Here is a 24,763-nt window from a genome sequence, read left to right on the forward strand (position 1 = left end):
GTATGGCACAGTTAAGATGGTTAGGCCATGCAGCAACCTTGTTAATATTTGGAAATAAGAGTGTAATAATAGACCCGATGATAAAGGATAACCCATTAAGCCCGGTAAAAATAGACTATTTTAAAAATAACTTGGACATCATAATCGTAACTCATGACCACTACGATCACTTAGGAGATACATTAGAATTACTAAAAATGAATCCTAAGGCAAAACTCTACGCAACTTACGATTTGGAAGCTTACTTGGCGGAGACCTATAAAATATCCGAGGAAAGTATTATCCCAGCTAATGTAGGGGGATTTGTAGAAGTGGATGGAATAAAGCTTGCATTGACCAAAGCTGTGCATTCAAGTACACATAGTGATCCAACTGGCGCAATAGTATCGGCTGAAGGAATTACGATATACCATGCAGGAGATACTGGATTATTTGAGGACATGAAATTAATTGGAGAAGTATTTAAGCCTGATTACGCACTATTGCCAATAGGTGGAAGGTTTACAATGGACCCCTATCAAGCATCAATAAGCGTTGAGTTTATTAAGCCTAAAAAAGGCGCGATACCAATACACTACAATACTTGGGATCTAATAAAAGTTGACGTAAATGACTTTGTTAAACTAGTTAAAAACAAAGGATATAATCCCATAGTGTTACAACCTGGTCAAACTATAACGTTGTGATATGAATGTTAAGTGAGAACGAAGCTAAGATATTGTTTTTTTTAAAAGATCTTAAAAGAACAAATTCTATAGAAATTTCAACAAAAATAGGTATTCCAGAAAGTTCGGTCCTAAGTTTAATTGAGTTATTAAGAGAAAAGGGTTATGTAAAAACGGAGATAATATCTGAGAAATATTATGTATTAACTGAAGAGGGAAGGAAAAGAAAGGAAAACGGACTGCCCGAAGACATTTTAATAAATTCATTGAATGGACAAGAAAAAGATCTAAACGAGATAAAAAATACTCTTGATGAGGACTTTAATATTGCAATTAGTTGGGCAAAGAGAAAGGGATTAATAGAGATAAAAGAAGGAAAAGTAATACCTAAAGTAAAAACTTATACATCACCCGAATATCTTGCTCTATTAAATCTTGAAAAAGCTGATATTAATACAATAAATTTGCTTAAAAAAAGGGGGCTTATAGAAGAAAAGGAAAGGAAAATTGTAAACGTGAAGTTAGTAAAAGAACCTAAAGAGTCAGAGATCGGGATTTCAAATCTTACTAGAGAAATGATAGTTAGTGGTGAATGGAAAAAGTATAAACTTAGAAAGTATAATGTAGAAGCATTTCCTCCCTATTATACTATTAGTAAAAAACATTATTTTAGAGAATTCCTAGAAAAAGTCAAGGATATTATGATTAGCTTAGGATTTAAAGAGATTAATACAGGGTATATTGAAATGGAATTTTATAATTTTGACCTTCTATTTCAACCTCAAGATCATCCAGCCAGGGAAATTCACGATAGCTTTGCAGTAGAGGGTTTGGGAAATATAGAGGATAAAGAGTTGCTAAGTAATGTAAAGGAAATTCACGAGAAATTCTGGAAGTACGAATGGAAACAAGATATTACGCTAAGGTTAATGTTAAGAAGCCAAACTACAGCTACAACTGCAAGAGTCCTAGCCTCAAGACCAAAGGCACCTCAAAAACTGTTCACTTTAGGTAAAGTCTTCAGACCAGACGCAATAGATGCAACTCATTTGATAGAATTTCACCAATTAGATGGTGTAATTATAGATGATAATTTCACGTTTAGGGAGCTATTAGGTGTTCTAAAGGAAATATTTTATAGGTTAGGAATTAAAGAAATCAAATTTAAACCAGCATACTTCCCATTTACGGAACCTAGCGTAGAAGCCTATGGATATCTGGAAAAATTGGGTTGGGTGGAGATGTGTGGAGCTGGACTGTTAAGGCCAGAAATACTAAGTTCGGTTGGAATAGACAGCATAGCCGGAGCTTGGGGCATAGGAATTGAAAGGCTCGCTATGAGCTTTCTGAACATTAGCGATATTAGATTACTTTATTCGAATAATATAGAATATATAAGGGATATGAAAGTGAAAATAGAGTGATATAAATGGTAACTATAGTATTAAATAAATATAAATTACTAGATAAAATACATATTGGCCAGCAGAAACTAGAGGATCTATTGTTTAACTTAAAATCAGAAGTAAAACCAATCGATGAAAATAATATTGAAATTGAAATAAACGCTGACCGATTGGATCTGCTCTCCTCTGATGGGATAGCTAGAGCAATCAAGGGTTTATTAGAAAAAGAGTTGGGCGAAGCAAAATATAATGTTACAGATACAGAATATACTCTGATTGTTGATAATGTTAGAACTAGACCTTATGCATTAGCTGCTATAGTCTATAATGCTAAGATAGACCTTGAAGAATTGATACAGTTTCAAGAAAAACTTCATGGCACTATAGGAAGAAAGAGAAAAAAGGTAGCAATAGGTATACATGATCTTAGGAAAGTAGATTCAAAGACGATAGAATATAAGGAAGTTCCTCTTTCCTATAAATTTGTCCCATTATATGGAAATAAAGAGCTCACAATCAGTGAGATTTTGGAGAAGACTGAGCAAGGAAAACTTTATGGAAATATCTCAATAGCTAATGGAGTATCACCAGCAATAGTTCAAGACGATGGAGAAGTATTAAGTATACCTCCAATAATTAACTCTAATAAAACCAGACTGGATGAAAACACAAAAGATTTCTTTATAGATGTTACAGGAACTTCGTTTGAAGCCGTTGCACAAACTCTAGATATAATAGTTTCAAATCTAGCAGAAGCTGGAGGGACTATAGGAAGAGTAAAAGTGCTAAAATCTGCTAATTCTTCACAATTATCTTCACCCTTGTTTTTACATAAGATTCAGAATGTTAGAGAGGAATATGTAAAAAAAATTTTAGGAATTAAAACCAGTAAGGAAGAGATATGTAAACATGTAATGAGAATGAGAATGAATTGCGACATAGAAAACGGAGTCATAAGAGTAACGGTGCCTCAATATAGGGTAGATATTCTGAACGAAATTGACGTGGTAGAGGATATTGCGATGAGTATTGGTTATAATAACCTAGAACCTTCTAAGTATATTTCAACAAATTATGGTTCTTATGATTACATGACACTGCTTGAAAGGAAAATAAGAGAACTAGGCATCGGAGCAGGATATGTAGAAATATCTAACTTTGTGTTAATTAAAGATGAAAAACTATTCAGTAATAAATATGTAAAAATTCTCAATCCTGTTACTGAGGAATATAATGCAGTAAGGGATTCACTAATTCCAGGATTATTAGATTTCCTATCTAAAAATCAGCATGCGAAATTTCCCATTAGAGTTTTTGAGACTGGAGATGTAGTAGTTTATGACTCTTCTACAGATACTGGATTCAGAAATGATAAAAGGGCTGCGTATGCAATAATGGATAATAAGGTGAGTTATGAGGACATACAAGCACCAATCCACTACATTCTAAAATCCTTAGGCTTGGAAGTAAATTATAAGGAAGAAAATAATAATATTTTCATTGAGGGGCGCTCAGCATCAATATTTTACGAAAACGAGAAAATGGGAGTAATAGGTGAAGTTAACCCTGACGTATTAATAAGATTCGGTATTGAATATCCTGCAGTAATTGCTGAATTATATATTTCGGAAATAGGTAAAAGACTTACAAATCAAAGATAATAGACGAGGTGATATTAATCCCATTTATAATATCGAATGGTGTTCGTCTATATTATGAAGTAAGAGGAAATGGAAAACCGATTGTGCTAATCCACCATTTAGCAGGCAATTATAAGAGCTGGAAATTTGTAATTCCAAAGTTGACATTAGATAGCACTGTAGTTGTATATGATTTAAGAGGACATGGTAGATCTTCAACTCCCAATTCACCTTATAATATCGAAGAGCATTCCAGTGATTTAAGAGGTTTATTAGTCCAACTAGGTATAGAAAAACCAATATTAGTTGGACACTCAATAGGTTCTTTAATTGCAATAGATTACGCTTTAAAATATCCAGTAGAGAAATTAATATTAGTTGGAGCTCTGTACAAAGCGCCATCGCCAGAAGTTTATGAGAAGTATGTAAGAATAGCGGTGAATTTCGGATTAAGAGCCTTAGCGGAATACAGAAGATTACATAAAGAGTTTGCGGAGACATTAGTCAGTAACTATCACGCATGGAATTCTCTTCTAGAAGTATATGAGGAAACAACGCCAATAGGTTATAAAAACGCAGTAGAAGGGTTATTGAAAGCAAAAGATTATTCAGACGAACTCAGGGAAATAAACGTTAATACCCTTTTAGTGTATGGGACTTATGACGGATTAATAACAAATATAAACGTATTTAAGAACAACATGAAAAATGTGGAAACAAAAACTATAGAAGGCTATGGTCACTTTCTTAATTTCGAGAATCCGTCATTATTGTCGGATATCATAAAGAATTTCTTATAATTCCATTTAATTTCTTTATGGCATCTAGTAATTCATTCTTAACTTTTTCTATTTTTACTTTAATTTCCTCCTCTCTTCCGCTCCCCGCTATTTGTATTTCTAATATAGGGCGTAACAACTCATAACTTTTTGGATGTGTTTTTATATAAATATCATACTTTTTCACCAGTTCCTTAACATATGGTGCCAAAGCCGATTCCATCACGTTCTCAACGTATATGAAGTCCTCTAGATATTTCAAATTGGGCTTGTTTCTTAGCATTTTGTTTATAAAATTCTCTAATACGTTTTCCATTTCTCTAGGTACGCCCGGTGTTGCTAATATATCAATGTTATTATGATAAATATATATCCCAGGTGCTATTCCCTCATTATTTTCGACGGCCATAGCACCATACGGCAAATAAGCCATTTTCTTTCTCTCTTCAGTGAGGGGAATATTTCTTTTGGTATACTTTTCTAGAATCATATCAAAGGCTGTTTTATTTAACTCCAAATTAACCCCTAACGCTTTTGCTAACCCTTCTGCTGTCTTATCATCCCACGTAGGCCCAAGACCACCAGAAGATACTATGACTTTCGGCTTTCTATCTATTGCCTCTCTAAAAGCTGATACAATTTCATCTATATCATCCATAACTACAGTTATTCTTCTCACAGTGAATCCCAATGATGTAAGTCTACGGCCGATATGTGAAGCATTAGTATTTACAGTCTTTCCACTTAATACTTCATTACCTATAGTTACAATTTCCGCGAACCAATAATCCATAAAAATATTAACTATCGGAACCAATTAAAACTTGAGCTTCATGTTTGAGAGATTTTTATCCAACGAAACTAAGTATTTACGCACCTCAGAAATAAGAGATTTACTAAAGTTAACCGAAGGTAGAAATGTAATTAGCTTTGCAGGCGGTTTACCTGATCCTCAGACTTTTCCGGTAGAGGAGATTAAAAAAATAGTTGATGATGTTTTATTGAATAATGCAGACAAGGCATTACAATATACGGCAACTGCTGGAATATCTGAATTTAGGAAAGAACTAGTGAACTTATCTAGGTTAAGGGGAATTAGTGGAATAGATGAAAGAAATGTCTTTGTTACAGTAGGAAGCCAAGAAGCACTTTTCATGCTATTTAATATATTACTAGACCCAGGAGACAATGTAATAGTCGAGGCGCCAACTTATTTAGCAGCTTTAAATGTCATGAGAACCAGAAAGCCAAATTTCATATCAATCACCGTAACGGAAAGAGGGCCAAATCTAGATGAATTAGAAAGAAAAATAAGGAATACTCATAACGATGGGAAAAAGATCAAGTTAATGTACGTAATACCAACAGCCCAGAATCCAGCGGGTACGACAATGAGTACAGAAGATAGGAAAAGACTCTTGGAAATTGCATCAAAATATGATTTCTTAATTTTTGAAGACGATGCTTACGGGTTTTTAGTGTTCGAAGGAGAGAGCCCCCCACCGATTAAGGCCTTTGATAAAGAAGGAAGGGTAATTTATACTAGCACATTTAGTAAAATACTTGCACCAGGTTTAAGATTAGGATGGGTAATTGCTCATGAAGATTTCATTAAGGAGATGGAATTATACAAACAAAATGTTGATTTACATACACCTTCATTTTCACAATATATTGCAATGGAGGCTATAAGGAGAGGTGTAATTCAAAATAATTTACCTAAGATAAGGAGAGTGTATAAGGAAAAGAGAGACGTAATTCTAGAGGCAATAGAAACTTATTTCCCTAAGGATGCTAGGTGGACTAGACCAGTTGGTGGAATGTTCGTTTTTGCTTGGTTACCAGAAAAAATAGATACCACTAAGATGCTAGAAAAGGCTTTGCAAAGAGGCGTAGCTTATGTGCCCGGTTCTAGCTTTTATGCTGACTATAGTGGAAAGAATACCATGAGGATAAACTTCAGCTTTCCTAAGAAAGAAGAGCTAGTAGAGGGAATTAGGAGACTAGGAGATACCATAAAACAAGAGCTCTCTACTTAAAAACCTCTTCAGTATTTATTACTACCCCAGCCCTCGGTGATGGAAAAGAAGTCAAAAGGTCATTGGAAAATGATACCAACTCATTAAATAGTTTATCGGTAATTTTTTTGTCTATAAATTCAAGAACACCATCAACTTCTCTAGGAGGAATAAATATCGCTTTAGTAGATGAAACTACTGGCCATGTGTTCATTAACTTGGGCATTATTATCTTAGTATTTGATTTAGAAATATGGTCTACAAAAGCTCTGATCCATGACCTAAATGTTGTAATTACTATATTGTCCCACTCCTGTGAAAGGTGTCGAATCTCCTCAACTCCAACTATTTTCGGATTAATTCCGTCTTCCCTATATACAGCAACTTTACTGACTACGTCTCTTAAATAAAGTGCTGAGGTTATTCCGTAGAGCCCACTACCTATTATTAAGGTATTGCCGCTGCTAATATATTTAGGTAATTGTAATGCAAAACTCACGTAAGGATAAAGTATATATTTTTCATTGAAATTAGATTGAGGAAGAATTACTATACTGTCCAGAGGTAAAGTAGCCTTTTCTGCCAAAATACCATCTATCTCAGTTCCAATCCCACCATATGTCTGAGAATATGGTAAGACGAGAACTAGTTTTCCTTCTAAACTCTTGTCAATATCTAATCCAACGTTTTCAATTCTACCTATTCCAGTTGAACCGAGTATTCTAGTTGGTTCTACCCATAATAAACCCACATATATAGAGTTTTCTAACCCATTTACTAACACTCTTTTTGGCTTTAATAATACATAATCTCTATTAACTTGTTTTTCTGGCACATCGTTTATTGTAATACCTAAATTGAATACCAAAGCTTTCATTTGAGGGACATAACTCCTACTGCTTATTAAATTTTATAATTAAATTCATTCTACAATGGAAAAGGCAATTCATAATCTAGGGAAAGACGCTAGACTGCACATTATACACATTCTCTTACAAAACAGAAGTAAAAAGGAACTTGCTGATGAGCTGGGTATAACTCCAGCAGCGATTACTAAGTACTTGAAGGGAATTACACACCCAAGTGATGAAATAATTGAAAAATGTATTGAAGTTGCTAAAGAAGATGAGTATTATGAGATAATTAAAATAATAATTAGTGATATAACAGAGGCTTTAATAGAACTATCTAGGGAAATAGATATAGAAAAAATAATGGAAAACGAGAATGTACAGAAACTTAAAAAACTACTTGATAAAGCATTTGATAAAATGTTATCAACTTCTCCTAGCTTCGTATAGTGGACATACAATGCATATTTCTGAAAATTTGGAAACAACAACTCTTTTAGTACCATCATCATTTATTACTATTACATCACTAGGAATTCCGAGCTTACTTTCATCGCTTATATTCCACGCTTGGCATACAAAGTTTATTGCATGTTTGCAAGTTTTTGATTTCCATACACCTTGAGATTTTGCTATATTAATCCAGTTTAAAGTTCTTGTTATATTGTCAACCATAGCATAGATTTTTTTATGCTCTTCATTATTATTATCTTTTATGTTCTTTAGTTCCTCTGTTAGTTGCCTTATTTCTTGCTCTAGATCAGAAGTTGAAAGAAGTACAATATTTGGTTTTAAATTATCCTCTGTAACTGAACTCATGATAAACTACTTAATATAGTATACCTTATAAAGAAATGTGCACATAAACTTAACGAGGTAGTTAGGAATGGTAAAGGAAATCTACAGAGAAAGGATAAAAGTACTTACTGACATATGGAGTTTATTGATGGAAAGCTGGGAATCATTAAGTCGGGAAGATGTTATTGAAATCGTTAAAAATGCTTATACAAAGAAAAATATTAAGCCATTTAGAGGGTTTAATGCAGATGGATTATATGAGAAGGAGCTAGTAAGCTTGTTTGTAGTAGGAAAATATGGGTTAGGTCTCTTTGAAGATAATAAAGAAATATTTGACAAATTACTATCTAAGGAGGAAGACTACGATGAAATCTCAAAGTTAATCATAGATGGAAATGTTAATGAAGCCTTTGAAAAGTCTGGTAATAGCAAAGAGGTATTAGCTAGAGCATTAAGAACAACATTTACTAAAATAATATTTTCTTTTGAATCAGAAGACAAAATGTATAAATCGCTAAAAAATCTAAATATTTCAGAAAAAGACGAAATAAAGCATACTTCAAGAAGTTTTTCAAGATTCTATACCGCATTTAAACTTGCAGAAAGTATGGCTGAGGGAATAGTGAGGGATAGGCTAACTTATATTGCTACTAAAAAGGCTATCGCAATATCAATAGGTATTAAATATCCTTTACCAAAAGCTGATTACGTAGCGTTAATAGCCAAAGAGGTGTTTAACGTAAATAAGAAGATATTGAATAAGATTTTGGGTATAAAGGTATAAGCATAGATATTTTAAACTACTAAATAAATTATAATTGAGTTATGCAGAATCTCTCGCCTACACAAAGGGAAATATTATTAGCACTTACAGATCTTTATAATAGGCAAAAAAGAATGATAAAAAGTAAGGAAGTGGCTGACATTATAGGGAAAGATGAGGGGACAGTAAGAAACATTATACTAAGCTTAAAGGTATTAGGTCTAGTTGAATCGAAACCGGGACCTAATGGAGGCTACATGCCAACACTAAAGGCATATGAAATTATCAATAATCCTACATTAACTCCAATACTGGATAAACTAAATCTCTATAAAGGAATGATAGAAACTGATATAAAAGTAGAGAATATTGAAATAATTGATATTACTAATCCTTCGGCAAATAGGGTTCTCCTAAAGGTAGAGGGGGATCTAAGGAAATTAAAAGTAGGAGATGCCGTACGATTGGGTCCTACACCCTATAGTAGGCTAGTTATAGAAGGATTAGTATTACACTTAGATGAGAACAGTAAAGAAATCGTAGTAGATGTAAAGAGAATGATAAGTATTCCAAAGGAAAAAGTTAAAAATCTTATCTCCAAGAAACTTATAGCGTTAAAGCCAGAAACTAGCTTAAGAGAGGCCTCCATGATATTCTACAAGGAAGCAATAAGAGGTGCGCCTGTTATCAATCAAGACGAAAAAGTTGTAGGGATTCTAACTACAGCAGATATAATTAAAGCCTTTTTCGAAGGAAACTATACCGCTAAAGTGTCAGAGTATATGAAGACCAATGTAATAAGTATAAATGAAAATGAAGATTTGCTAGATGCAATTAGAAAAATGATAATTTACAATGTTGGTAGATTGCTAGTGTTAGATAGTAATAATAAAGCCGTAGGTATTGTAACCAGAACAGATATTTTAAGATCCATTGCAGGCCTAGAAGGCTTGTGGACATCTTGAAAGAGAAATGCGGAATCATCTGCAATAGCGCTTTTTATGAGCTAAAAAATATAAGTTATCTAGAACACGAATTTCTTTGCGATCCTTCTGATTTTTATACAATTGTACAAAGTAAATGTAATGGTAAAATAAAAGCAATAGTTCACACTCATGAAGAAAGTTGTGAACCTAGTTACAAAGATATCATATCAATGAAAATATGGAACATACCTTGGATTATTATATCTAAAAATTGTATAAAAGGTATACTATATTCAAACGGAAGTATACTCGAGCTCGATATTAACTCCCTTCTGTCTCAAGAACTCTATAACTCTATCATGAAGCTTCTTCATTAGTTCCCTTCTATCTTCCGCTAATACTACATCTGAATGCCCTTTAAGTATTATACTATGGGAAAATGGACTGGGAATGCTAGTGGGTCCAAATACATCAATTGTTATTTCGTGATCAGCAACTTTTCTGAGAATCTCCTTAGCTCTCATTATATCCATATGATCTTCCAAAATCTCTCTGATAGTCTCCTTAATCACTGGAAAATTTTCAATTTCTCTTACAGCTTTTAGCAATATCTCTGAATTTAATTCTCTTCTCTCTAGATTAGTCTCCCTTCCTTTGTATTTTCGCAATATCATAAATGATCTCTCTGCGCAGTGTCTAAATCTTCTCTTTAGCATTTCTGTCCTCATAATAGCATTTGTAACTATTTCATAAACGTTATCTGGATTAACCTTTTCAAATAGGTTCTTAATATCATAATCCAAGGAAATGTCTCTTTTCACACTAAGCACAAATCCATTGTCAGTAACAGAAACTTTAACATCTATATTTAACTCTTCACTAAGCACATATGCAAAAGCTCTAGAAAGAGCATCTAATGCTCTTCTTCCATATAATGCGTGAAAAATATAATTCCTAATTCCTTCTTCATCATCATAAATTTCTATTAAAATCAAGTTATCAGAAGGAACTTTTCCATTCGTGAAAAGGTATTGCTCTAAAATATAGGTATATATTGACATGGAAGAGTGTTTATCAATATCATATTGCTTAGAAATATTTTGTATTATCTCGGTATGCGTTACTCCTTTCTTAATCATCTCAGCTATTTCTCTTCTAAACTTACCAACCTCTAGCGCTGATTCATAGGCTAATGGAAGCATTTCAGAAAACCAGCTTGGAACTGTTGGCCTTTGACCTATGGCTTCTTTTACAATTACCTTTGAACCTTTGCTCCCAATAAATTCATAGGTCCTACCACTTAATACGAAGATATCTCCGGGTGATAGTATTTCAACAAATTCTTCTTCTAAATTACCAACATATCTATTATTCTCAGTAACTACGCTTATCATAGCCTCATCTGGAATTGTACCACTATTAGTGTAAAATATCAGTCTACTACCTTTTTTTGGATAAATAATCTTTTCCTCTTTTAGTCGTATTTTAGCATAAACGTTTTTTAACTCAACTCCAAAGAAATCTCCACTAAGATATCTTAATACTAAAGAGTACTCAGATTCATTAAGGTCTGAGAAATTATATGACCGCTTTAGAATATTATACAACTCTTCCCTATCTATCGGAGAAATTAAACTAGCAGATACTATTATCTGCGACAAGACATCTAATGGATTTTTAGGAATATGAATGTTATCAATTTTCCTATCTCTAGCCAACTTAGCTAATACAGAACACTCAACTAAATCATCTCTGTCAACAACAATCACTCTTCCTTTACTAATACTCCTTATATGATGACCAGCTCTCCCTATTCTTTGTAATAATCTACTTACACTCTTAGGACTACTTAGTAAAACAACTAAATCTATGTAGCCTATGTCTATTCCTAATTCAAGGCTAGTTGATGATACAACAACTTTTAAGATCCCCTTTTTAAGCTTATCTTCAACATCTAGCCTCACATCTCTACTAAGACTACTATGATGAGCTTCTATCGCATCAACATCAAAGACCTTTTCATTTTCAGCTAACTTTCTCAACTTATATGCTACTCTCTCTGTAGCATGTCTTGTATTTGTAAAGATAAGAGTAGCTCTATGCTTTTTTACTTCATTCAAGATTGTCTTATATATTCCCTTATCTACCTCACTTTCAGAAGAATGAACTAGATCTTTAACTGGAGAAATCACCTTAATATCAATAGGTTTTACAAATCTAGCGTCAACAATTCTATACTCTCTCCCTTTGCCCACAAGAAATTGAGCTACGTCTTCAAGTGGTGATACAGTCGCACTTAGCCCTATTCTTACAAATTCTTTCTTAGCAAGTAGGCTTCTAAATAGTTCTAACATTGCAGAAAGATAAGCTCCCCTCTTACTGTTAGCTAGTTCATGAATTTCATCGACTATAACCCATTTCACATCAGTTAATTTCTGGCTGAACTTCGGTGAAGTTATGGATATTCCGAAGGATTCTGGTGTTGTTATTAAAATATGTGGAGGTTTCTTTAACATTTTCTGCTTTTCATAGGGTGTAGTGTCACTGGTTCTAATTCCAACCCTAATATCTGGTAACCTTGGATTTATCTGCTTTAACTCATTAAGAGGTTCTAATAGGTTTCTTTGCATATCATTGTTAAGCGCCCTTAACGGTGAAATATAAACCGCGTAAACCTTATCTTCCAACTCGTTGTTATCGCCTAATTCAAATAACGAATCTAAAATTCCTAGAAACGCAGCTAAAGTTTTCCCACTTCCCGTAGGGCTTGATACTAAGACATTATAGTTTTGCTTTATTAAGGGTATCGCTGCTCTCTGAGGAGGAGTGAACGTGGTATATTTCTCCTTAAACCATTTGACAACATATGGTCTAAGTAAGTTATATATTTCTTCATCGGAGTAAAAGTAGGTACTACTCAACTTGTAGTCCCTTTAAGAATATGATTTAAAAAATACTTCTTTCATAATCCTTTAATATATGCTATAAAAGTATAAAGGAAAGCTATTGAATAGTAAGCTAGCCAAATAAAGGTTAGAAAGTCGCCTCTAAACATATAAAGGAAAGCCGATAAAAGGAAGAATATTCCAAAGGCTAAAATTGGATATCCTATGTTACTCTTAGCCTTCTTACCTTTTGGAGTAACAATATATGTTCTAGTCTTCTTAAATGCGTTAAGAATACCAACAAGTAAAAATGGCGAAATTCCAACGGTATAAGCAGATAATCTTCCCAGCGCGTTTATTGCTGTTATAGTATCTAACCCTGACCTCTTTGAACTATTTACAAAAATAATAGCATAAACTGATAATGTTATAGCCCATATGACAAACATTGACAAACTCATACTAAGCCTAATACCTAGAAAACCAGCTATTCCAAAAACAGTAGCACTTATAAAAGTTAGTATAATTGGAATGTACTGAGAAAGATAAGCTATAATCTCTATTTTTTGCCAAATTTTTATATTACTACTTACGATATATTTGAACCTCCTAGAAAGAACCTCCATCGTCCCCATCGCCCACCTAGTCTGCTGTACGTAAAATGCTATTAGATTGTCTGGAACTTCCACATAAACTGGGGATGAAGATGCGCAAATCCTAAATCCTCTATTTATAAGTCTGGTTCCAAGTTCATAATCATCTTGAACCATAGTATAGTCCCATCCGTTTACCGCCTCTAATGCATTACGCTTAAAGATCGTTCCACATCCTATTGGCAATACTTTTAATCCTAATTTGTCTCTTCCTCTCAGTATAGATCTACTAGTAAGTACTGTTGATACCATTAACGCTCTTGCTAGAGATGTGCTAATGTTAGAGTAACCATGCCATTCCATAGTAACTGCATCACAGCCTAAATTCACCATATGATTGTAAGCTCTTATTAACGAATCTTTTTCAATCCTAGCGTCAACATCTAATGTTAGAATTAAATCACCAGTACTTTTCTGCAAGCCAAATGCTAATGCACCACTTTTATAGCCAAGTCTCTTTTCTCTTCTGAATATCTTTACATCTAACCCTGGAGGAATAATTAATGTTGATAATAATTTATCAAAATATGCTTGATCATCATCAGATACGATTATTATCTCTAGCTTGTTTTTATCCCATCTAGCCTCATATATATTATTAATTAGCCCTTGAATCACATCTATTCGTTCACCTTTCGTCGGTACTATAATTGATAGTTTAGGTAAATTAATCCCGTTATCGTGTAGAATTAAATTAACTGCATTGTAATTCTTACCATAGATATAGAAAATTATCTGATTCCAAACCACTAGAGAAGGTACTATAAATATAGCCAGATTAAGTAATAAGTTAAGCATCTATTAATATTGCCTTTTGGGGAATAATAAATTCATATACGTGTCTTGTTGTCTTAGGTGGAAATCTTAAGCCCCTATTAGCAATACTTATAACATCTTCCTTATATATTGAAGGTGGTTCTAAATGACCAACCATATCCTTTTCGACATGTATCCCTATCGAATTTAGAAAACTTTCTACTTTTTCTAGTTTCCAATAAAGTTTATACAAGCTATCATCACAAATGCGGATAGAATCGAATCGGGCGCATATTCCACCACTAGAGTAAATTGATGATAATATGCTCTTTACAATATGAGGCTTTGAGAATCTTCTATGCCATATACTCACGCTAATAGAAGTAGAATTATAGTTTACGTAAATCACTGGTATTCTTGGTAGCGAAAGACGTAAAGCAGCAGTAAATCTATGATGACCATCTAAGATAACATGTGTATTTTCATCCACTATAATAGGTTTTATAGCCCTTATTTTCTGCACTTCTAAAGAGATATTGACAACTTTGTCGATTAATATGTCCTCATGAGGTATTAGATTTCCGGGCTTCTCCATCTCTATGCGAATAGTACTCACAACATTCTTTAATTATACATGAATTACATAAAGGTTTTCTAGCCTTGCAAATTTGTCTTCCATGTGCAATTAACAAGTGATGAAGTTGAAGAAGATCATAAGCCGAGAAAAGTTCTTTTAAAGTAGATGATATCAATTCATATTTAGCGTTCATAGGAACTATCCCTAACCTTTTACTAACTCTAGTTATGTGAGTGTCAATCGGGAAAACTTCGTATCCCCTACAAGTTAATAATACAACATCTGCAGTTTTCTCTCCTATTCCCTCGAATTTTAATAGTTCCTCTCTGGGATTACTACTATTTAGCAGATTATCTATCAATCCATTATATTTCTCCAGAATTATTTTTGAAATTATTTTTAGCCTTTTGGCCTTAGTTTTGTAAAGGCCAGATATTTTTAGCGCATTTTCTATATCACTCAAATCCGCATCTGATAGTTTTTCTGGAGTAACGCCAACTTTCTTTTCTAGCTCTAAATAGGCTTTAAGCGCTGATTTATCTGTAGAATTTTGAGATAAGATAGTGGCTACAAGTACTTTAAAACAATTTCTAGTCTTAAGCCAGACATAATATGCAATGTAATCCTCCTCTTTTATAGTATAGATAGCGGAAAGTTTATGATAAACTATTTCGGGGGCACACTTCACGAATTTGAATATGCAGTTCAGCTTATAAGGAATTCTTAAGCTAACTTATTATTTGATGTACGAAATAGAGATGGTTCTTGATGCCATAAAGGAAGGTGCTGTAAATCCAGGGGATGCAGTAATCAAAACTGGACTACCTAGATACGAAGTCTTAGCGCTGTTCCACATTTTAGAGGAATTGGGCTTAATAGAGCCAGTATACTCTAAGGGATCACATAAGGCATTTCGTCTTACTAAAAAAGGAGAGGAAATACTTGAGGGATTAAAAAAGGGATATGAATTACATGTATTCGTAAAACCTAATCTGATCCAAGGTTAAAATAGTAGTAGTTTCCATTAATCTGCAAAATTATTGTAGAGTTTTCCTTAACAGGTATGTTGCTATTTATTATTGAGCTCAGTGGAACTAAGCTACCAGTTAATATTTCATATTTTACGTTATATGACACGTTATTGACTATAACTTTATCTATTATAATAGGAACACTACCATAATTATATACAAAAGTAGTATTAGCTGAATTTCCTAAATATATCACACTTATTTTAACATTAATATCGGTTAGATAATTATTGTATGCACTATTTGCTTGGATAGAACTATTTGTATAACTTTGTGCGAAAAATAAGTATAATGGAACAATTAGTGAGAGCGTAATCATAACCACGATCAATGTCGAAAAAATAGATGAAATAGCTTTCAAATAAACCACCTAATTTACGCTATTGAAGCTAGCACGTTCTGAACAACACTATACGGTTTTCCATTAGGTAAATTACCAACAATTTCAACAGTGTAGTATTGGCCAGCAGTTATTTTACCATTAATTGATGTTATATTTTGAATTGATTGGCCAGGTTGTAAGAGGTCGTTATTAAGTGATATTACAATATTCTTAGTCCCATTTAGAATCACAATGCTGTTTAGATATATCTGTGTGTTCCCTGTATTTGAAATGTAATATTGTAGATATGCTTGTCCGGTATTAGGATTGACATAGATACTTAATTGAGTCTGGAGACTTGTATTTTGTGTTAATGAACTAAATAAACCGTTTGAGTAGGCATAAAGTAGACCACCTAGCACTAGAGTTATGGCTAATACTATTACTGTACCTAAAATCGATGAAAGTCCTTTTCTCTTTTTTAATTTATACACTCCTTTCATCTCTCACTATATCAAAATTTATCTTACTCAGAGAACATCGAAAATAATTTACCTTTTTAGATTAAGTTAAAGATAACGTTTCCGAAAAATAGTATCAGTATCAAGTTTACCAGAACTAAAACAAGTAATGGGAAATTAAAAATAGTAAAGCGAGATATTTTAGCATACATTATACTAAGCGCTATCGAATATAGAACAATAATCAAATCTAAGTTACCCACTGCCTTAATCTTAGTCATTACCCCTAGTGCAAAATAGAATATAATCGGAGTTATGATGGCTAGAATATTGAACATACGAAGATTCTGCAATACTTTCTTTCGTAACAAAATATAATTGTTAAGAACCAAGGACAAATCTTTGAAAGTGTAAGTGTCAGCGAAACCTTTTTTGTCAATATTTTCTATAAGTTCTAAAATAGCATTTACAATCCAGATATTTGTTTTTACATTAGACATTGCTTCATTTTTCTTAATCTTTGTAACAAGTTCCCCCAAAAACTTCTTAAATTCTGTACTATCTACATTAAGTTTCAGTATTGCACTTTTTATACTATAACCTATTCTCAAATAATCTGCAATATCTGATAATATATATGGCAAATTGTTCAGAACAGCATCAGCGACCGATATCTTACGATAGACAATAAAGGAGAACACTATAAATATTGAATAAAATAGTAGTATCTCGTATTCTAAATTAAGATGGAAGAGGAACGTAAATATAAAAGGAATAGGTAGTATATATAATGATTTTTTAATCTCATTTATATTAATTTTTATATCGTATCCTATATTTGGCTGTATTAGTGAAACATAAAAGAAAATAATAGGAAAGAGTAAAAGAGGAAATATAAGCTCGAACATATTTATTGTTGACGAAATATACTGAAAGGCCAGTAAAATCATTGGAGTGACTAAAAACAGCATAAATAGAATCTCAACTAATTCATTCACTTTTTCAACGTAACTTCCAAAATTCAAATTTAAATTATCAATTGTCTCATTTAAAAGATCCTTTATTCTTTCGGGCATGGAAATTCCTATTGACTCGCCACTTGTATATGTTGTATAAATCTTGCCTAGAAAGTCCCCCCTATGAACTTTTGCTCTACTTTCCATTGCGGAGAAAGAAGATTTTCCTAAAACTTCCACCTCTTTAACCAGTAACATAGCCTCTCTTCTTAAACCTTTAAATACCTTAGAATTCCTTATTTCCTCAAAAGTTTTATATAAATTTTTACCTAAAAGACTATTAACATATGCAAATAGTAAGAAAATGGGTATCTCGTTTTCTATAATTTTTCTTTGCTCATCCTTTCTAATTTGAGTAATCAATAAAGGATAGAAATAGATGAAAAAATTCATTATATCTAATAATAAAAAATATTTACTAAATTTTAAATAAAAGATAACAGAGATAATGGAGATAACAGGTATTAAAAATGATATCCTAGTATACTCTTTACGGAGTCTTTCTATGTCATCACCATAATATTTAATATTATCATTTATTCTCGTAGCAATCAAGTTAAATAAATTAATTTTTTCAAATAGCCTTTGTCTCAACTTGACCACCTTGGGTTATTTTCTTTAGATAAATACTAAAATCTTCAAGATCTAAGACCTCATTATTTACTAACTTATCAAGGATTTTAACTCTATTACTAATCTCCTCTGTTATTTCTGAAATTGGTATTTCATATGTCTTTGATATATAATTGATCCTATAGGACTTTTTAACTAAATCATTAACACTGTTAGGTAAAAATGTGTTAGAGGAGAAAGACCATTTTAACACTGGTTTGAATCTTAGTTTACCTTTAACGTAAACTATTTCATAAATCGACCTTATAATGCGCCTTATATTCCCATTACGATCTCTTAATGTTCCTAAAACTATAATCCCCCATAGATTTTGTAAAAACAATTTAGCAACATCCTTATTTAAAAGACTAATTAATCTGGTTAGGGCCTCATGTGGATTGCCTGCATGAAATGTGGCTAACGAACCATGGCCAGAAGCTGAGGCATGAACCAATGCCTCTATCTCCTTGCCTCGAATCTCACCTATAACTAAGTAATCCGGCCTATATCTTAATGATAGTCTAGCTAAATCCATCAACGATACTTCAAATTGGGAAGAGATTGATTGTCTGGCAAAAAACCTTATCCAGTTATCATGAACTATGTTTATTTCTGGAGTATCCTCAATCGTAATTACCTTAAAGAAAGGGTTAACCATACTGAGTATCGAGTTAAGTAAGGTAGTCTTTCCAGATCCGGTAGAACCTATGACTAAAAAGAACGGTTTATAATCCAATAAAAACCAAATATAAGCTAACATTAGCGAACTTATCGATACGTTTTTAATCAATAATATAGGACTTATTGGCTTTAAAGGAAATTTCCTTATATCAAATGTAGAACCAGGTAATGAAACCTCACGAGATACCGTAGCAGCAACTCTATGGCCCTCAGGTAGGGAAAATTCAAGGTATGGCTTGGCAATACTGACTGGCTTATCCGCCTTGTTTGCAAGCTTTTCAATAACCTTTAGAACATGATCCTCTTGCTCAAAGACTATATTGGTATACAATCTTGGGAATCTCGTAACAATTCTATGAACTACAGTTACAGGATATGAGAATCCTTTGCATTCTACTTCTTCAACATAAGGATCTGCTAAGGGAACAGTTAGCTCATCATAACCTAACCTTTTTCTCAAATAATAGATCATTTTTTCAATAATACCTTGATCAGTAATACCTTTATTCTTAAGTATCTTGACTACTGTCTCTTCTATATTAGATATACTAGGAGTTGAATAGGTATACTCTAATATAGAATTAAGTAGTTCAATTTCCTTCTGATCTAGGCTAGGTTCGCTTACTTTATAATAGCCAATTCCATTATCCTCATATATAATGACTTTAGCATTTAGAACAGAATACTCTTGAAGAATATTCATAATACTGAGTATTCAGAAAAAATATACTCACGCAATACCGAAATTACTTAAAACTTCCTTTATAGCCATTGCTTCACTTAAAGCCATAGAGATTGATAACTTTATAATATTGACTAAGTCATATTGTGACTCCCACGTAAAACCCTGCGTATAGGCTCTGATTTTTATTGAATTATATACAGGCTCTATCGGGAAAATGATGTGATTTCCTTCTTTAGATATGCCTCTAAATGAATGAGGCCCATAAAATATTTCGAAAGGAATATTAGGTTCCATATCTAATTTTATTATCAGTTGATCACCTTTTAACTCAGCATTGATTGACTTAATGGGGTTTTTAATGCTAATTAATAAGTATTCTCTGATATAATTCCCATTATCTTTGACAATCTTGACCAAATCATATCCATCTCTTACAATTATCTTTTCACCGTCAACTTCTATTTTTTCACCTACTTTTCCAAATAATATTCCTTTGTATTCTAAAGGATATTCAAATAACTCTTTCCATTCGAAAATCTCGTTTTTTACTATGGCAACTTCTTTCTCAACACTATTATTTATAATTATGATTTTATTTCTATTTAAATTAGCTTTCTTTCTAACTATTTCCATAGGTGCTAAAAATTCTAATGACGCAACTAATCGATCATCTACATGAGCGTAAACATTGACTTGAACGTCTGAAAGCTTTAAATTATTAATGGTTAGTGGTATTTTAAGTGATTTCTTACCATAATTTTCCATAGTAGTAAGCTTATATATTTGACTTAGAGCTTCTATTGTAAATGTTATTTGAGATCTAGTTGGAATGGAATACTTTATATTAAACATTAATAACGCGTTCTTGTCTGGATTACCAATTAACGCTCCACCTTCATCTGCTGCAAGTATCTTTGCATTTGAGAATTCAATTTTTGGGAGTTGAGAAGTATAAGGAATAGTGTACATAAAAGAGAAGAACGTATTTCCAGCAGAGATTTCGAGGGAATCTTTACTATATTCAAAAGGCTCTATTAGTACGATTTTCTTTTTATCTTCAACAACCTTAATATCTAGCATCTTGCCGTTTTTTATATTAAAACTGTGGGAATAATTTTCGTCAACTTGCAGAATAATTGGATTCTGAATACTATTGTTTCTATTTATAACTTTGATCGGCTTATAGTTGTCTTCCAATGTAGCTATTCCAACAGTTCCGTCATTAGAAACCAGATAAATCCTTTTAAAGTTAAAATTGAATGAAGTAACATTATCAAAAATAAATAACTTGTTAAAATTATTGTCAAAAATGTAAAGTTTTCCGTTTTTTAGAATTCCAAACAAGTTTCTATTTGAGTTAACAAAGAACTCCGAATCTATAGTTCTCTCGATCTCCCTCCAACCAGTATTATAGTACTGCTTTAAGCTTTCACCACATAGAATTAGTAATCCTCCAGAAAACTCTCCTATTAAGTATGCATCATCAATACATATTCCAATATTTCCCTTTTTAGAAGAGACTATTATTCCCTCACTTGATCTATATATATTACCATAGGATTGAATAAAACCTAGATAATCTCCCTTAAAATTAAAATATGACGCAATACCTTTATTATTAATAACTTTAGTAACATTATCATATATTATAGAAATAGAGTGTCTTGAAACGTAAACTCTGTCTCCACGATCAACGTCCAAGTGTTTATTTCCTAATATTATAGTTAGCTTACTTTTTCCTATCAAAATTTTTTTATCTAAATAAGACAGATACTTCTCATACTCCTCTCCATTCAAAATATATTTTCTTCCTTTTAGATAAATTGGATAAATTTCATTATTATTATACATAATATAATCTACTACATATTCATTTTCATCTTTCCTAATTATCGTTTCCTTATCGTCCTCAATCATAACAACAAAATTGCCCTTTCTGAAAATCCACTTATTATCACTCATTCTTATCCCAAATTCATTAATATCAACTGAGGGTTGACGCAAAACGTTACATACTAACTGTACAGAATCTTCATCCTTCAACTTAAGCCAGCAATTGAATTTAGTGATAAAATTTAAATCTAATTTCTGGTAAAGTATAAAATCAGGAATCACCATATATCCTCTTTTTAATCCTTTATAAAAAGACGGAGTGTAATGTGAATTTATAATTTAGTTAAATTCAAGACTGATATAAAGAACCCTTCAGTAGAATCGATATGAGGGAAAGTCCTATTGGATCTCTTTCCTACCTTGTATAAAGAATAACCAGATTGATAATTAGAAAATGGCATTTCAGCTATATCATAATAGTCTTCTATTACCCTTTCACCCTCTTCTGGAAATAATGAACATACTGCATAAACGAGTTTATTGGCCCTAATCTTTAAGGACTCATTTAGTAAAGATTTCTGCAATTTAGCGAACTTTTTTATTTTTTCATTATCACTTAATTTCAATAAAATAGAAGGATCATTATTTATCATTCCGGAGGAGGAACATGGAGCATCTAATAATATCTTATCTGATTTTATTACACTATTTTTTGTGGAATCTTGATATATTATATGAATCTTACGTAAATCTACTCCACACCTTTTTAACAAATTATATTCCCTCGATAACCTCTTAAAATCGACGTCGGCTAGGAAAGTTTCCGCTCTATTTTCTGTTAGCATCATGTATAAAGAAGCCTTAATCCCGGGAGCTGAAGACAGATCGACTAGTTTTTCACCTATCTCTGGCTTAAGTGCTTCTACCACTAAGGAACTAGCTTTATCGTGAATTACTAATTTACAGTCTTTTACTATGCTCAAAGAAGATAATCTTACTGGTGACTTCTTGATCTTTATCATATAATAAAAATTCTTATCCACTTCAAATTCTATATTTTGACTCTCTAACTCCCTATAAATTTTATCGATACCAGTCTTGAGGATATTTACACGAGCCCACATCCATCTTTCTGATAGTTTTCTTTTTAGAGCATTAATATCTAATAATGTGGATAGTTTTTCTTCCATCCAGTTAGGAAACTTAATCTCAATACTTTCCTTATTTTCAAGCCAATATCTTACCTTAAATGACCTTTTGCTTTGAGGTAATGCATAATAAGATAATAGCATCCTTTTACTATATTCGTATAAGAGGTTAGACTCTATCTTCCTTGGTTTGTTGTGCAGATACGCTCGTTTAAACGCTACCGCCAAGGGATAATTCTTCTTTTCCACGTAATATAGCACAGTAGTCAAAAACTTTACTATATCCTTCAACTTAAGTGTAATTCAAATTTTAACGTTTAATATTCTTATCGTCATCTAGGCATAAGGTAATATTAGGACTTACATAAGATTACTCTATATTAGATTACACGAATAACTAAATATGAAAGCTACATTACTCATCTATGTAACATTGGTCTTATTAACAATTTCGGTTTTATCAACTAAAATTAATAATGAGGCACTTCAATACGCATTAACTATTAACTCAATTTTCATAGCAGCGGCAATGTTTATATTAACTAGAAAAACTAAGAACCTTCATAGAATCTGAGGAGAAATCGTACTCCTACATAAACCCTTTTTTAAACAGAGTTGGAAGAAACATTCCACTGCTTGCCTCCCTTTAAGACCTAATTCTTTACTATACTGTGAGACTTTCTTCCTAGACTCTTGTAAAGATGCTGCTTCTCTGATAATTACTTTAACTTTAGATAGAGTTTGTTCATCTAGACGTAAAGAACCAATTAAGCTTATAACTATAGGAAGATCACCGCAATTCTTTCTCCAGAGTTCATCTAAAGAGATATGGTAATCCTCATAACTTATTAGTACGTCAGTATCGGTACATGATTCACTTCTGACTACCTCTATTGGGTTTTTATAATTTGTAAGTATTTTAAACAAATAATACTCTGTTGAATTGGAACTACTAATACATAATCTAGCAAATCTATTATTTATAACCTTTAATCCAATTTTAGTAGTCACAAATGCACCATTACTTATAAATCTTATGTTTTCATAAAAAAGTGTTAAAGGTAAGGGTATAAAAGCTAGGTCTAATTCTTTAAGTTTGAACTTCAATTCGTCTTCCTTAACACGTATAGGCTCTAATTCAACATTTCTATTGATTTCATTGCTTAATAGGGGTTCTATAACCTCTAACTCTTTTTCACTCACGTATCCTAGACGTAGCCTCACATAGTAGAACTTTTTCTGAACCTTTATTTTAACTTATCTTTTAAAAGGAAACATTAGATTACTAATAACCGAAATGGAAACAGAGAAAGTTGTAATCGTGGGTGCGGGGTACTCGGGACTTAACGCTTATTATGAATTAGGGAATCATGTAGTTAAAACACTAATAGCTGATAAAGCTCAACTTGTATTTTATACTGCATATCTCCAAAAACTCATGTTTAATAAAAATATTAAATATACAGCTAACATAAAACCAACCATAACGAGCAAGGTAAAGGAAATCGATTTAGAAAGAAAAACAGTGAAAATTGAAAATGGTACAGAGATTCAAGGTCATAAACTAATCCTTGCTATGGGATGTAAAAGAGAACGCCAATTAGATATTATAGGAAGGATAATAGGAAAGGATAGAGTTAGCATAAGTGTAGAAAATCATCTAGATGAGTATCTTGGTATTCAACTGGCTTTTTATTTGAGAAAGCTAAACAAGGAAGTCTCTTACTACGGCCCAGTCCTAAAATGGTTAGGGGAAAAAGTAAGTACTAAAGTTCTTGAATTATTAGAAAAGAATGGAATACGATTATCTGAAAAATCTGATGATATAATTCCTGCTTGTGACCCTAATGAGATAATTGGGGATTTCTTACCTATAAATGATAAATTGGAATATAAGAACGATGTGTTTGTAATTGGAGATATGATAAAGAATTACCCCAAATTGGGAGAGTTGGCAATGAGAGAGGGTATATATGTGGGCAGGTTAATATCTAGAAAAATTAATGAAAGCTTTAAACCGATTTTCATTAACATTATCGATACTGGTAAAGGAGAGGCTATACATATAAGGTCTAATGTTCCATGGAATGGGAATTTCGAAAGTGTAAGGGTATCAAAACTAAGGGCAATAATGAAGAGATTTATCGAAAGGTATTACATTATCAGAAAGGGAAAAATGGGCATACTTTACAACTTATAAGATATCCAGGGACCCTGGGGGGAAATATCAAGGGGCTCCTCTCATCTATCCTAAGGT

At 32.5% G+C, this 24,763-nt stretch carries 25 protein-coding genes; 11 read left to right on the top strand and 14 right to left on the bottom strand.

What is annotated here, in order from left to right; genetic code table 11:
- The first annotated feature begins 2 nt into the window (after window positions 1-2).
- From YN1551_RS03710 to YN1551_RS03725, 4 genes are read left to right on the top strand one after another with little or no spacing between them, the layout of a single operon-like run.
- A complete protein-coding gene (locus YN1551_RS03710; protein WP_012717213.1) occupies window positions 3-686 on the top strand; it encodes a metal-dependent hydrolase in 684 nt (227 codons plus the stop codon).
- A gap of 5 nt (window positions 687-691) precedes the next feature.
- Complete coding sequence (gene pheS, locus YN1551_RS03715; protein WP_012714140.1) at window positions 692-2,089, top strand: phenylalanine--tRNA ligase subunit alpha; 1,398 nt, start codon at window positions 692-694, stop codon at window positions 2,087-2,089.
- A gap of 5 nt (window positions 2,090-2,094) precedes the next feature.
- Entirely contained in the window at window positions 2,095-3,732 is a 1,638-nt protein-coding gene (gene pheT, locus YN1551_RS03720; RefSeq protein WP_012716484.1) for a phenylalanine--tRNA ligase subunit beta, read from the top strand.
- An 8-nt stretch (window positions 3,733-3,740) separates the two neighbouring features.
- Window positions 3,741-4,511, top strand: a complete 771-nt coding sequence (locus YN1551_RS03725; protein WP_012716483.1) for an alpha/beta fold hydrolase — start codon at window positions 3,741-3,743, stop codon at window positions 4,509-4,511.
- Here YN1551_RS03725 and YN1551_RS03730 read toward each other — a convergent pair.
- Window positions 4,492-5,283 carry a nicotinamide mononucleotide deamidase-related protein gene (locus tag YN1551_RS03730; protein WP_012711988.1) on the bottom strand — a complete coding sequence of 264 codons (792 nt, stop codon included), beginning with the start codon at window positions 5,281-5,283 and terminating at the stop codon, window positions 4,492-4,494. The two genes, YN1551_RS03725 and YN1551_RS03730, sit on opposite strands and share 20 nt — an antisense overlap.
- 40 nt (window positions 5,284-5,323) lie before the next feature.
- Between YN1551_RS03730 and YN1551_RS03735 the strand changes: the two genes are divergently transcribed.
- Window positions 5,324-6,529, top strand: coding sequence for an aminotransferase-like domain-containing protein (locus YN1551_RS03735; protein WP_012717214.1), 1,206 nt, complete (start codon window positions 5,324-5,326; stop codon window positions 6,527-6,529).
- On the opposite strand, the gene YN1551_RS03740 is transcribed toward YN1551_RS03735, so the two are convergent.
- Entirely contained in the window at window positions 6,522-7,385 is an 864-nt protein-coding gene (locus YN1551_RS03740) for an MDR/zinc-dependent alcohol dehydrogenase-like family protein (protein WP_012717215.1), read from the bottom strand. The genes YN1551_RS03735 and YN1551_RS03740 overlap by 8 nt on opposite strands.
- A gap of 55 nt (window positions 7,386-7,440) precedes the next feature.
- Here YN1551_RS03740 and YN1551_RS03745 point away from each other — a divergent pair, with 55 nt between their 5' ends.
- Window positions 7,441-7,809 (top strand): helix-turn-helix domain-containing protein, encoded by a 369-nt coding sequence (locus YN1551_RS03745; RefSeq protein ID WP_012711985.1) that lies wholly within the window; start codon window positions 7,441-7,443, stop codon window positions 7,807-7,809.
- Here YN1551_RS03745 and YN1551_RS03750 read toward each other — a convergent pair.
- Window positions 7,786-8,178, bottom strand: a complete 393-nt coding sequence (locus YN1551_RS03750; RefSeq protein WP_012711984.1) for a hypothetical protein — start codon at window positions 8,176-8,178, stop codon at window positions 7,786-7,788. The two genes, YN1551_RS03745 and YN1551_RS03750, sit on opposite strands and share 24 nt — an antisense overlap.
- A 67-nt stretch (window positions 8,179-8,245) precedes the next feature.
- On the opposite strand from YN1551_RS03750, the gene YN1551_RS03755 reads away from it, so the two are divergent.
- Both YN1551_RS03755 and YN1551_RS03760 read left to right on the top strand, forming a co-directional pair.
- Window positions 8,246-8,941, top strand: a complete 696-nt coding sequence (locus YN1551_RS03755; protein WP_012717216.1) for a DUF2192 domain-containing protein — start codon at window positions 8,246-8,248, stop codon at window positions 8,939-8,941.
- A 41-nt stretch (window positions 8,942-8,982) separates the two neighbouring features.
- Window positions 8,983-9,885 carry a CBS domain-containing protein gene (locus YN1551_RS03760; RefSeq protein WP_012711982.1) on the top strand — a complete coding sequence of 301 codons (903 nt, stop codon included), beginning with the start codon at window positions 8,983-8,985 and terminating at the stop codon, window positions 9,883-9,885.
- 254 nt (window positions 9,886-10,139) lie between these two features.
- On the opposite strand, the gene YN1551_RS03765 is transcribed toward YN1551_RS03760, so the two are convergent.
- Genes YN1551_RS03765 through YN1551_RS03780 form a run of 4 tightly spaced genes read right to left on the bottom strand, consistent with a single transcriptional unit; the run spans window position 10,140 to window position 15,405 of the window.
- A complete protein-coding gene (locus tag YN1551_RS03765) occupies window positions 10,140-12,767 on the bottom strand; it encodes an ATP-dependent helicase (protein WP_012717217.1) in 2,628 nt (875 codons plus the stop codon).
- Between the two features lie 41 nt (window positions 12,768-12,808).
- Complete coding sequence (locus tag YN1551_RS03770) at window positions 12,809-14,182, bottom strand: glycosyltransferase family 2 protein (RefSeq protein ID WP_012714133.1); 1,374 nt, start codon at window positions 14,180-14,182, stop codon at window positions 12,809-12,811.
- A complete protein-coding gene (locus YN1551_RS03775; RefSeq protein WP_048052282.1) occupies window positions 14,175-14,735 on the bottom strand; it encodes a ParB N-terminal domain-containing protein in 561 nt (186 codons plus the stop codon). Before YN1551_RS03775 ends, YN1551_RS03770 begins: the two co-directional genes overlap by 8 nt.
- Window positions 14,704-15,405 carry an endonuclease III domain-containing protein gene (locus tag YN1551_RS03780; RefSeq protein WP_012717219.1) on the bottom strand — a complete coding sequence of 234 codons (702 nt, stop codon included), beginning with the start codon at window positions 15,403-15,405 and terminating at the stop codon, window positions 14,704-14,706. The genes YN1551_RS03775 and YN1551_RS03780 overlap by 32 nt, the downstream gene beginning before the upstream one ends.
- Before the next feature lie 55 nt (window positions 15,406-15,460).
- Here YN1551_RS03780 and YN1551_RS03785 point away from each other — a divergent pair, with 55 nt between their 5' ends.
- Window positions 15,461-15,724 carry a hypothetical protein gene (locus YN1551_RS03785; RefSeq protein WP_012711976.1) on the top strand — a complete coding sequence of 88 codons (264 nt, stop codon included), beginning with the start codon at window positions 15,461-15,463 and terminating at the stop codon, window positions 15,722-15,724.
- Here the strand turns inward: YN1551_RS03785 and upsB are convergent.
- The 6 genes from upsB to YN1551_RS03815 are packed head-to-tail and all read right to left on the bottom strand — an operon-like array spanning window position 15,705 to window position 22,797.
- Window positions 15,705-16,109 (bottom strand): pilin subunit UpsB, encoded by a 405-nt coding sequence (upsB, locus tag YN1551_RS03790; RefSeq protein ID WP_012717220.1) that lies wholly within the window; start codon window positions 16,107-16,109, stop codon window positions 15,705-15,707. The two genes, YN1551_RS03785 and upsB, sit on opposite strands and share 20 nt — an antisense overlap.
- Before the next feature lie 14 nt (window positions 16,110-16,123).
- The gene (gene upsA / locus YN1551_RS03795) at window positions 16,124-16,573 is read right to left on the bottom strand and encodes a pilin subunit UpsA (protein WP_012717221.1); all 450 of its coding nucleotides are present in this window, start codon (window positions 16,571-16,573) and stop codon (window positions 16,124-16,126) included.
- Window positions 16,574-16,629: 56 nt separating this feature from the next.
- Window positions 16,630-18,141 carry a membrane pilin protein UpsF gene (gene upsF, locus YN1551_RS03800; protein ID WP_012714129.1) on the bottom strand — a complete coding sequence of 504 codons (1,512 nt, stop codon included), beginning with the start codon at window positions 18,139-18,141 and terminating at the stop codon, window positions 16,630-16,632.
- Window positions 18,122-19,543: a type II/IV secretion system ATPase subunit gene (locus YN1551_RS03805; RefSeq protein WP_012717222.1), complete on the bottom strand. Its 1,422-nt coding sequence runs from the start codon at window positions 19,541-19,543 to the stop codon at window positions 18,122-18,124. Before YN1551_RS03805 ends, upsF begins: the two co-directional genes overlap by 20 nt.
- A gap of 27 nt (window positions 19,544-19,570) precedes the next feature.
- The gene (gene upsX, locus YN1551_RS03810) at window positions 19,571-21,643 is read right to left on the bottom strand and encodes a protein UpsX (protein ID WP_012716480.1); all 2,073 of its coding nucleotides are present in this window, start codon (window positions 21,641-21,643) and stop codon (window positions 19,571-19,573) included.
- Window positions 21,644-21,690: 47 nt separating this feature from the next.
- The gene (locus YN1551_RS03815; RefSeq protein ID WP_012716479.1) at window positions 21,691-22,797 is read right to left on the bottom strand and encodes an RsmB/NOP family class I SAM-dependent RNA methyltransferase; all 1,107 of its coding nucleotides are present in this window, start codon (window positions 22,795-22,797) and stop codon (window positions 21,691-21,693) included.
- A 112-nt stretch (window positions 22,798-22,909) separates the two neighbouring features.
- On the opposite strand from YN1551_RS03815, the gene YN1551_RS17395 reads away from it, so the two are divergent.
- Complete coding sequence (locus YN1551_RS17395; protein WP_012716478.1) at window positions 22,910-23,080, top strand: hypothetical protein; 171 nt, start codon at window positions 22,910-22,912, stop codon at window positions 23,078-23,080.
- On the opposite strand, the gene YN1551_RS03820 is transcribed toward YN1551_RS17395, so the two are convergent.
- Window positions 23,068-23,730: a hypothetical protein gene (locus YN1551_RS03820; protein WP_012711969.1), complete on the bottom strand. Its 663-nt coding sequence runs from the start codon at window positions 23,728-23,730 to the stop codon at window positions 23,068-23,070. The genes YN1551_RS17395 and YN1551_RS03820 overlap by 13 nt on opposite strands.
- 73 nt (window positions 23,731-23,803) lie before the next feature.
- On the opposite strand from YN1551_RS03820, the gene YN1551_RS03825 reads away from it, so the two are divergent.
- Window positions 23,804-24,706: an FAD-dependent oxidoreductase gene (locus tag YN1551_RS03825; protein ID WP_012714125.1), complete on the top strand. Its 903-nt coding sequence runs from the start codon at window positions 23,804-23,806 to the stop codon at window positions 24,704-24,706.
- Window positions 24,707-24,763 lie beyond the last annotated feature (57 nt).

The organism is Sulfolobus islandicus Y.N.15.51 (assembly GCF_000022485.1).
GTDB classification, from domain to species: domain Archaea; phylum Thermoproteota; class Thermoprotei_A; order Sulfolobales; family Sulfolobaceae; genus Saccharolobus; species Saccharolobus islandicus.

Coding starts and splice junctions, on each gene's coding strand:
- YN1551_RS03710 (WP_012717213.1), top strand. CDS start 3: ATGGCACAGTTAAGATGGTTAGGCCATGCAGCAACCTTGTTAATATTT.
- pheS (WP_012714140.1), top strand. CDS start 692: ATGTTAAGTGAGAACGAAGCTAAGATATTGTTTTTTTTAAAAGATCTT.
- pheT (WP_012716484.1), top strand. CDS start 2,095: ATGGTAACTATAGTATTAAATAAATATAAATTACTAGATAAAATACAT.
- YN1551_RS03730 (WP_012711988.1), bottom strand. CDS start 5,283: ATGGATTATTGGTTCGCGGAAATTGTAACTATAGGTAATGAAGTATTA.
- YN1551_RS03735 (WP_012717214.1), top strand. CDS start 5,324: ATGTTTGAGAGATTTTTATCCAACGAAACTAAGTATTTACGCACCTCA.
- YN1551_RS03740 (WP_012717215.1), bottom strand. CDS start 7,385: ATGAAAGCTTTGGTATTCAATTTAGGTATTACAATAAACGATGTGCCA.
- YN1551_RS03745 (WP_012711985.1), top strand. CDS start 7,441: ATGGAAAAGGCAATTCATAATCTAGGGAAAGACGCTAGACTGCACATT.
- YN1551_RS03750 (WP_012711984.1), bottom strand. CDS start 8,178: ATGAGTTCAGTTACAGAGGATAATTTAAAACCAAATATTGTACTTCTT.
- YN1551_RS03755 (WP_012717216.1), top strand. CDS start 8,246: ATGGTAAAGGAAATCTACAGAGAAAGGATAAAAGTACTTACTGACATA.
- YN1551_RS03760 (WP_012711982.1), top strand. CDS start 8,983: ATGCAGAATCTCTCGCCTACACAAAGGGAAATATTATTAGCACTTACA.
- YN1551_RS03770 (WP_012714133.1), bottom strand. CDS start 14,182: ATGCTTAACTTATTACTTAATCTGGCTATATTTATAGTACCTTCTCTA.
- YN1551_RS03775 (WP_048052282.1), bottom strand. CDS start 14,735: ATGGAGAAGCCCGGAAATCTAATACCTCATGAGGACATATTAATCGAC.
- YN1551_RS03785 (WP_012711976.1), top strand. CDS start 15,461: ATGTACGAAATAGAGATGGTTCTTGATGCCATAAAGGAAGGTGCTGTA.
- upsA (WP_012717221.1), bottom strand. CDS start 16,573: ATGAAAGGAGTGTATAAATTAAAAAAGAGAAAAGGACTTTCATCGATT.
- YN1551_RS03805 (WP_012717222.1), bottom strand. CDS start 19,543: ATGAATATTCTTCAAGAGTATTCTGTTCTAAATGCTAAAGTCATTATA.
- upsX (WP_012716480.1), bottom strand. CDS start 21,643: ATGGTGATTCCTGATTTTATACTTTACCAGAAATTAGATTTAAATTTT.
- YN1551_RS17395 (WP_012716478.1), top strand. CDS start 22,910: ATGAAAGCTACATTACTCATCTATGTAACATTGGTCTTATTAACAATT.
- YN1551_RS03825 (WP_012714125.1), top strand. CDS start 23,804: ATGGAAACAGAGAAAGTTGTAATCGTGGGTGCGGGGTACTCGGGACTT.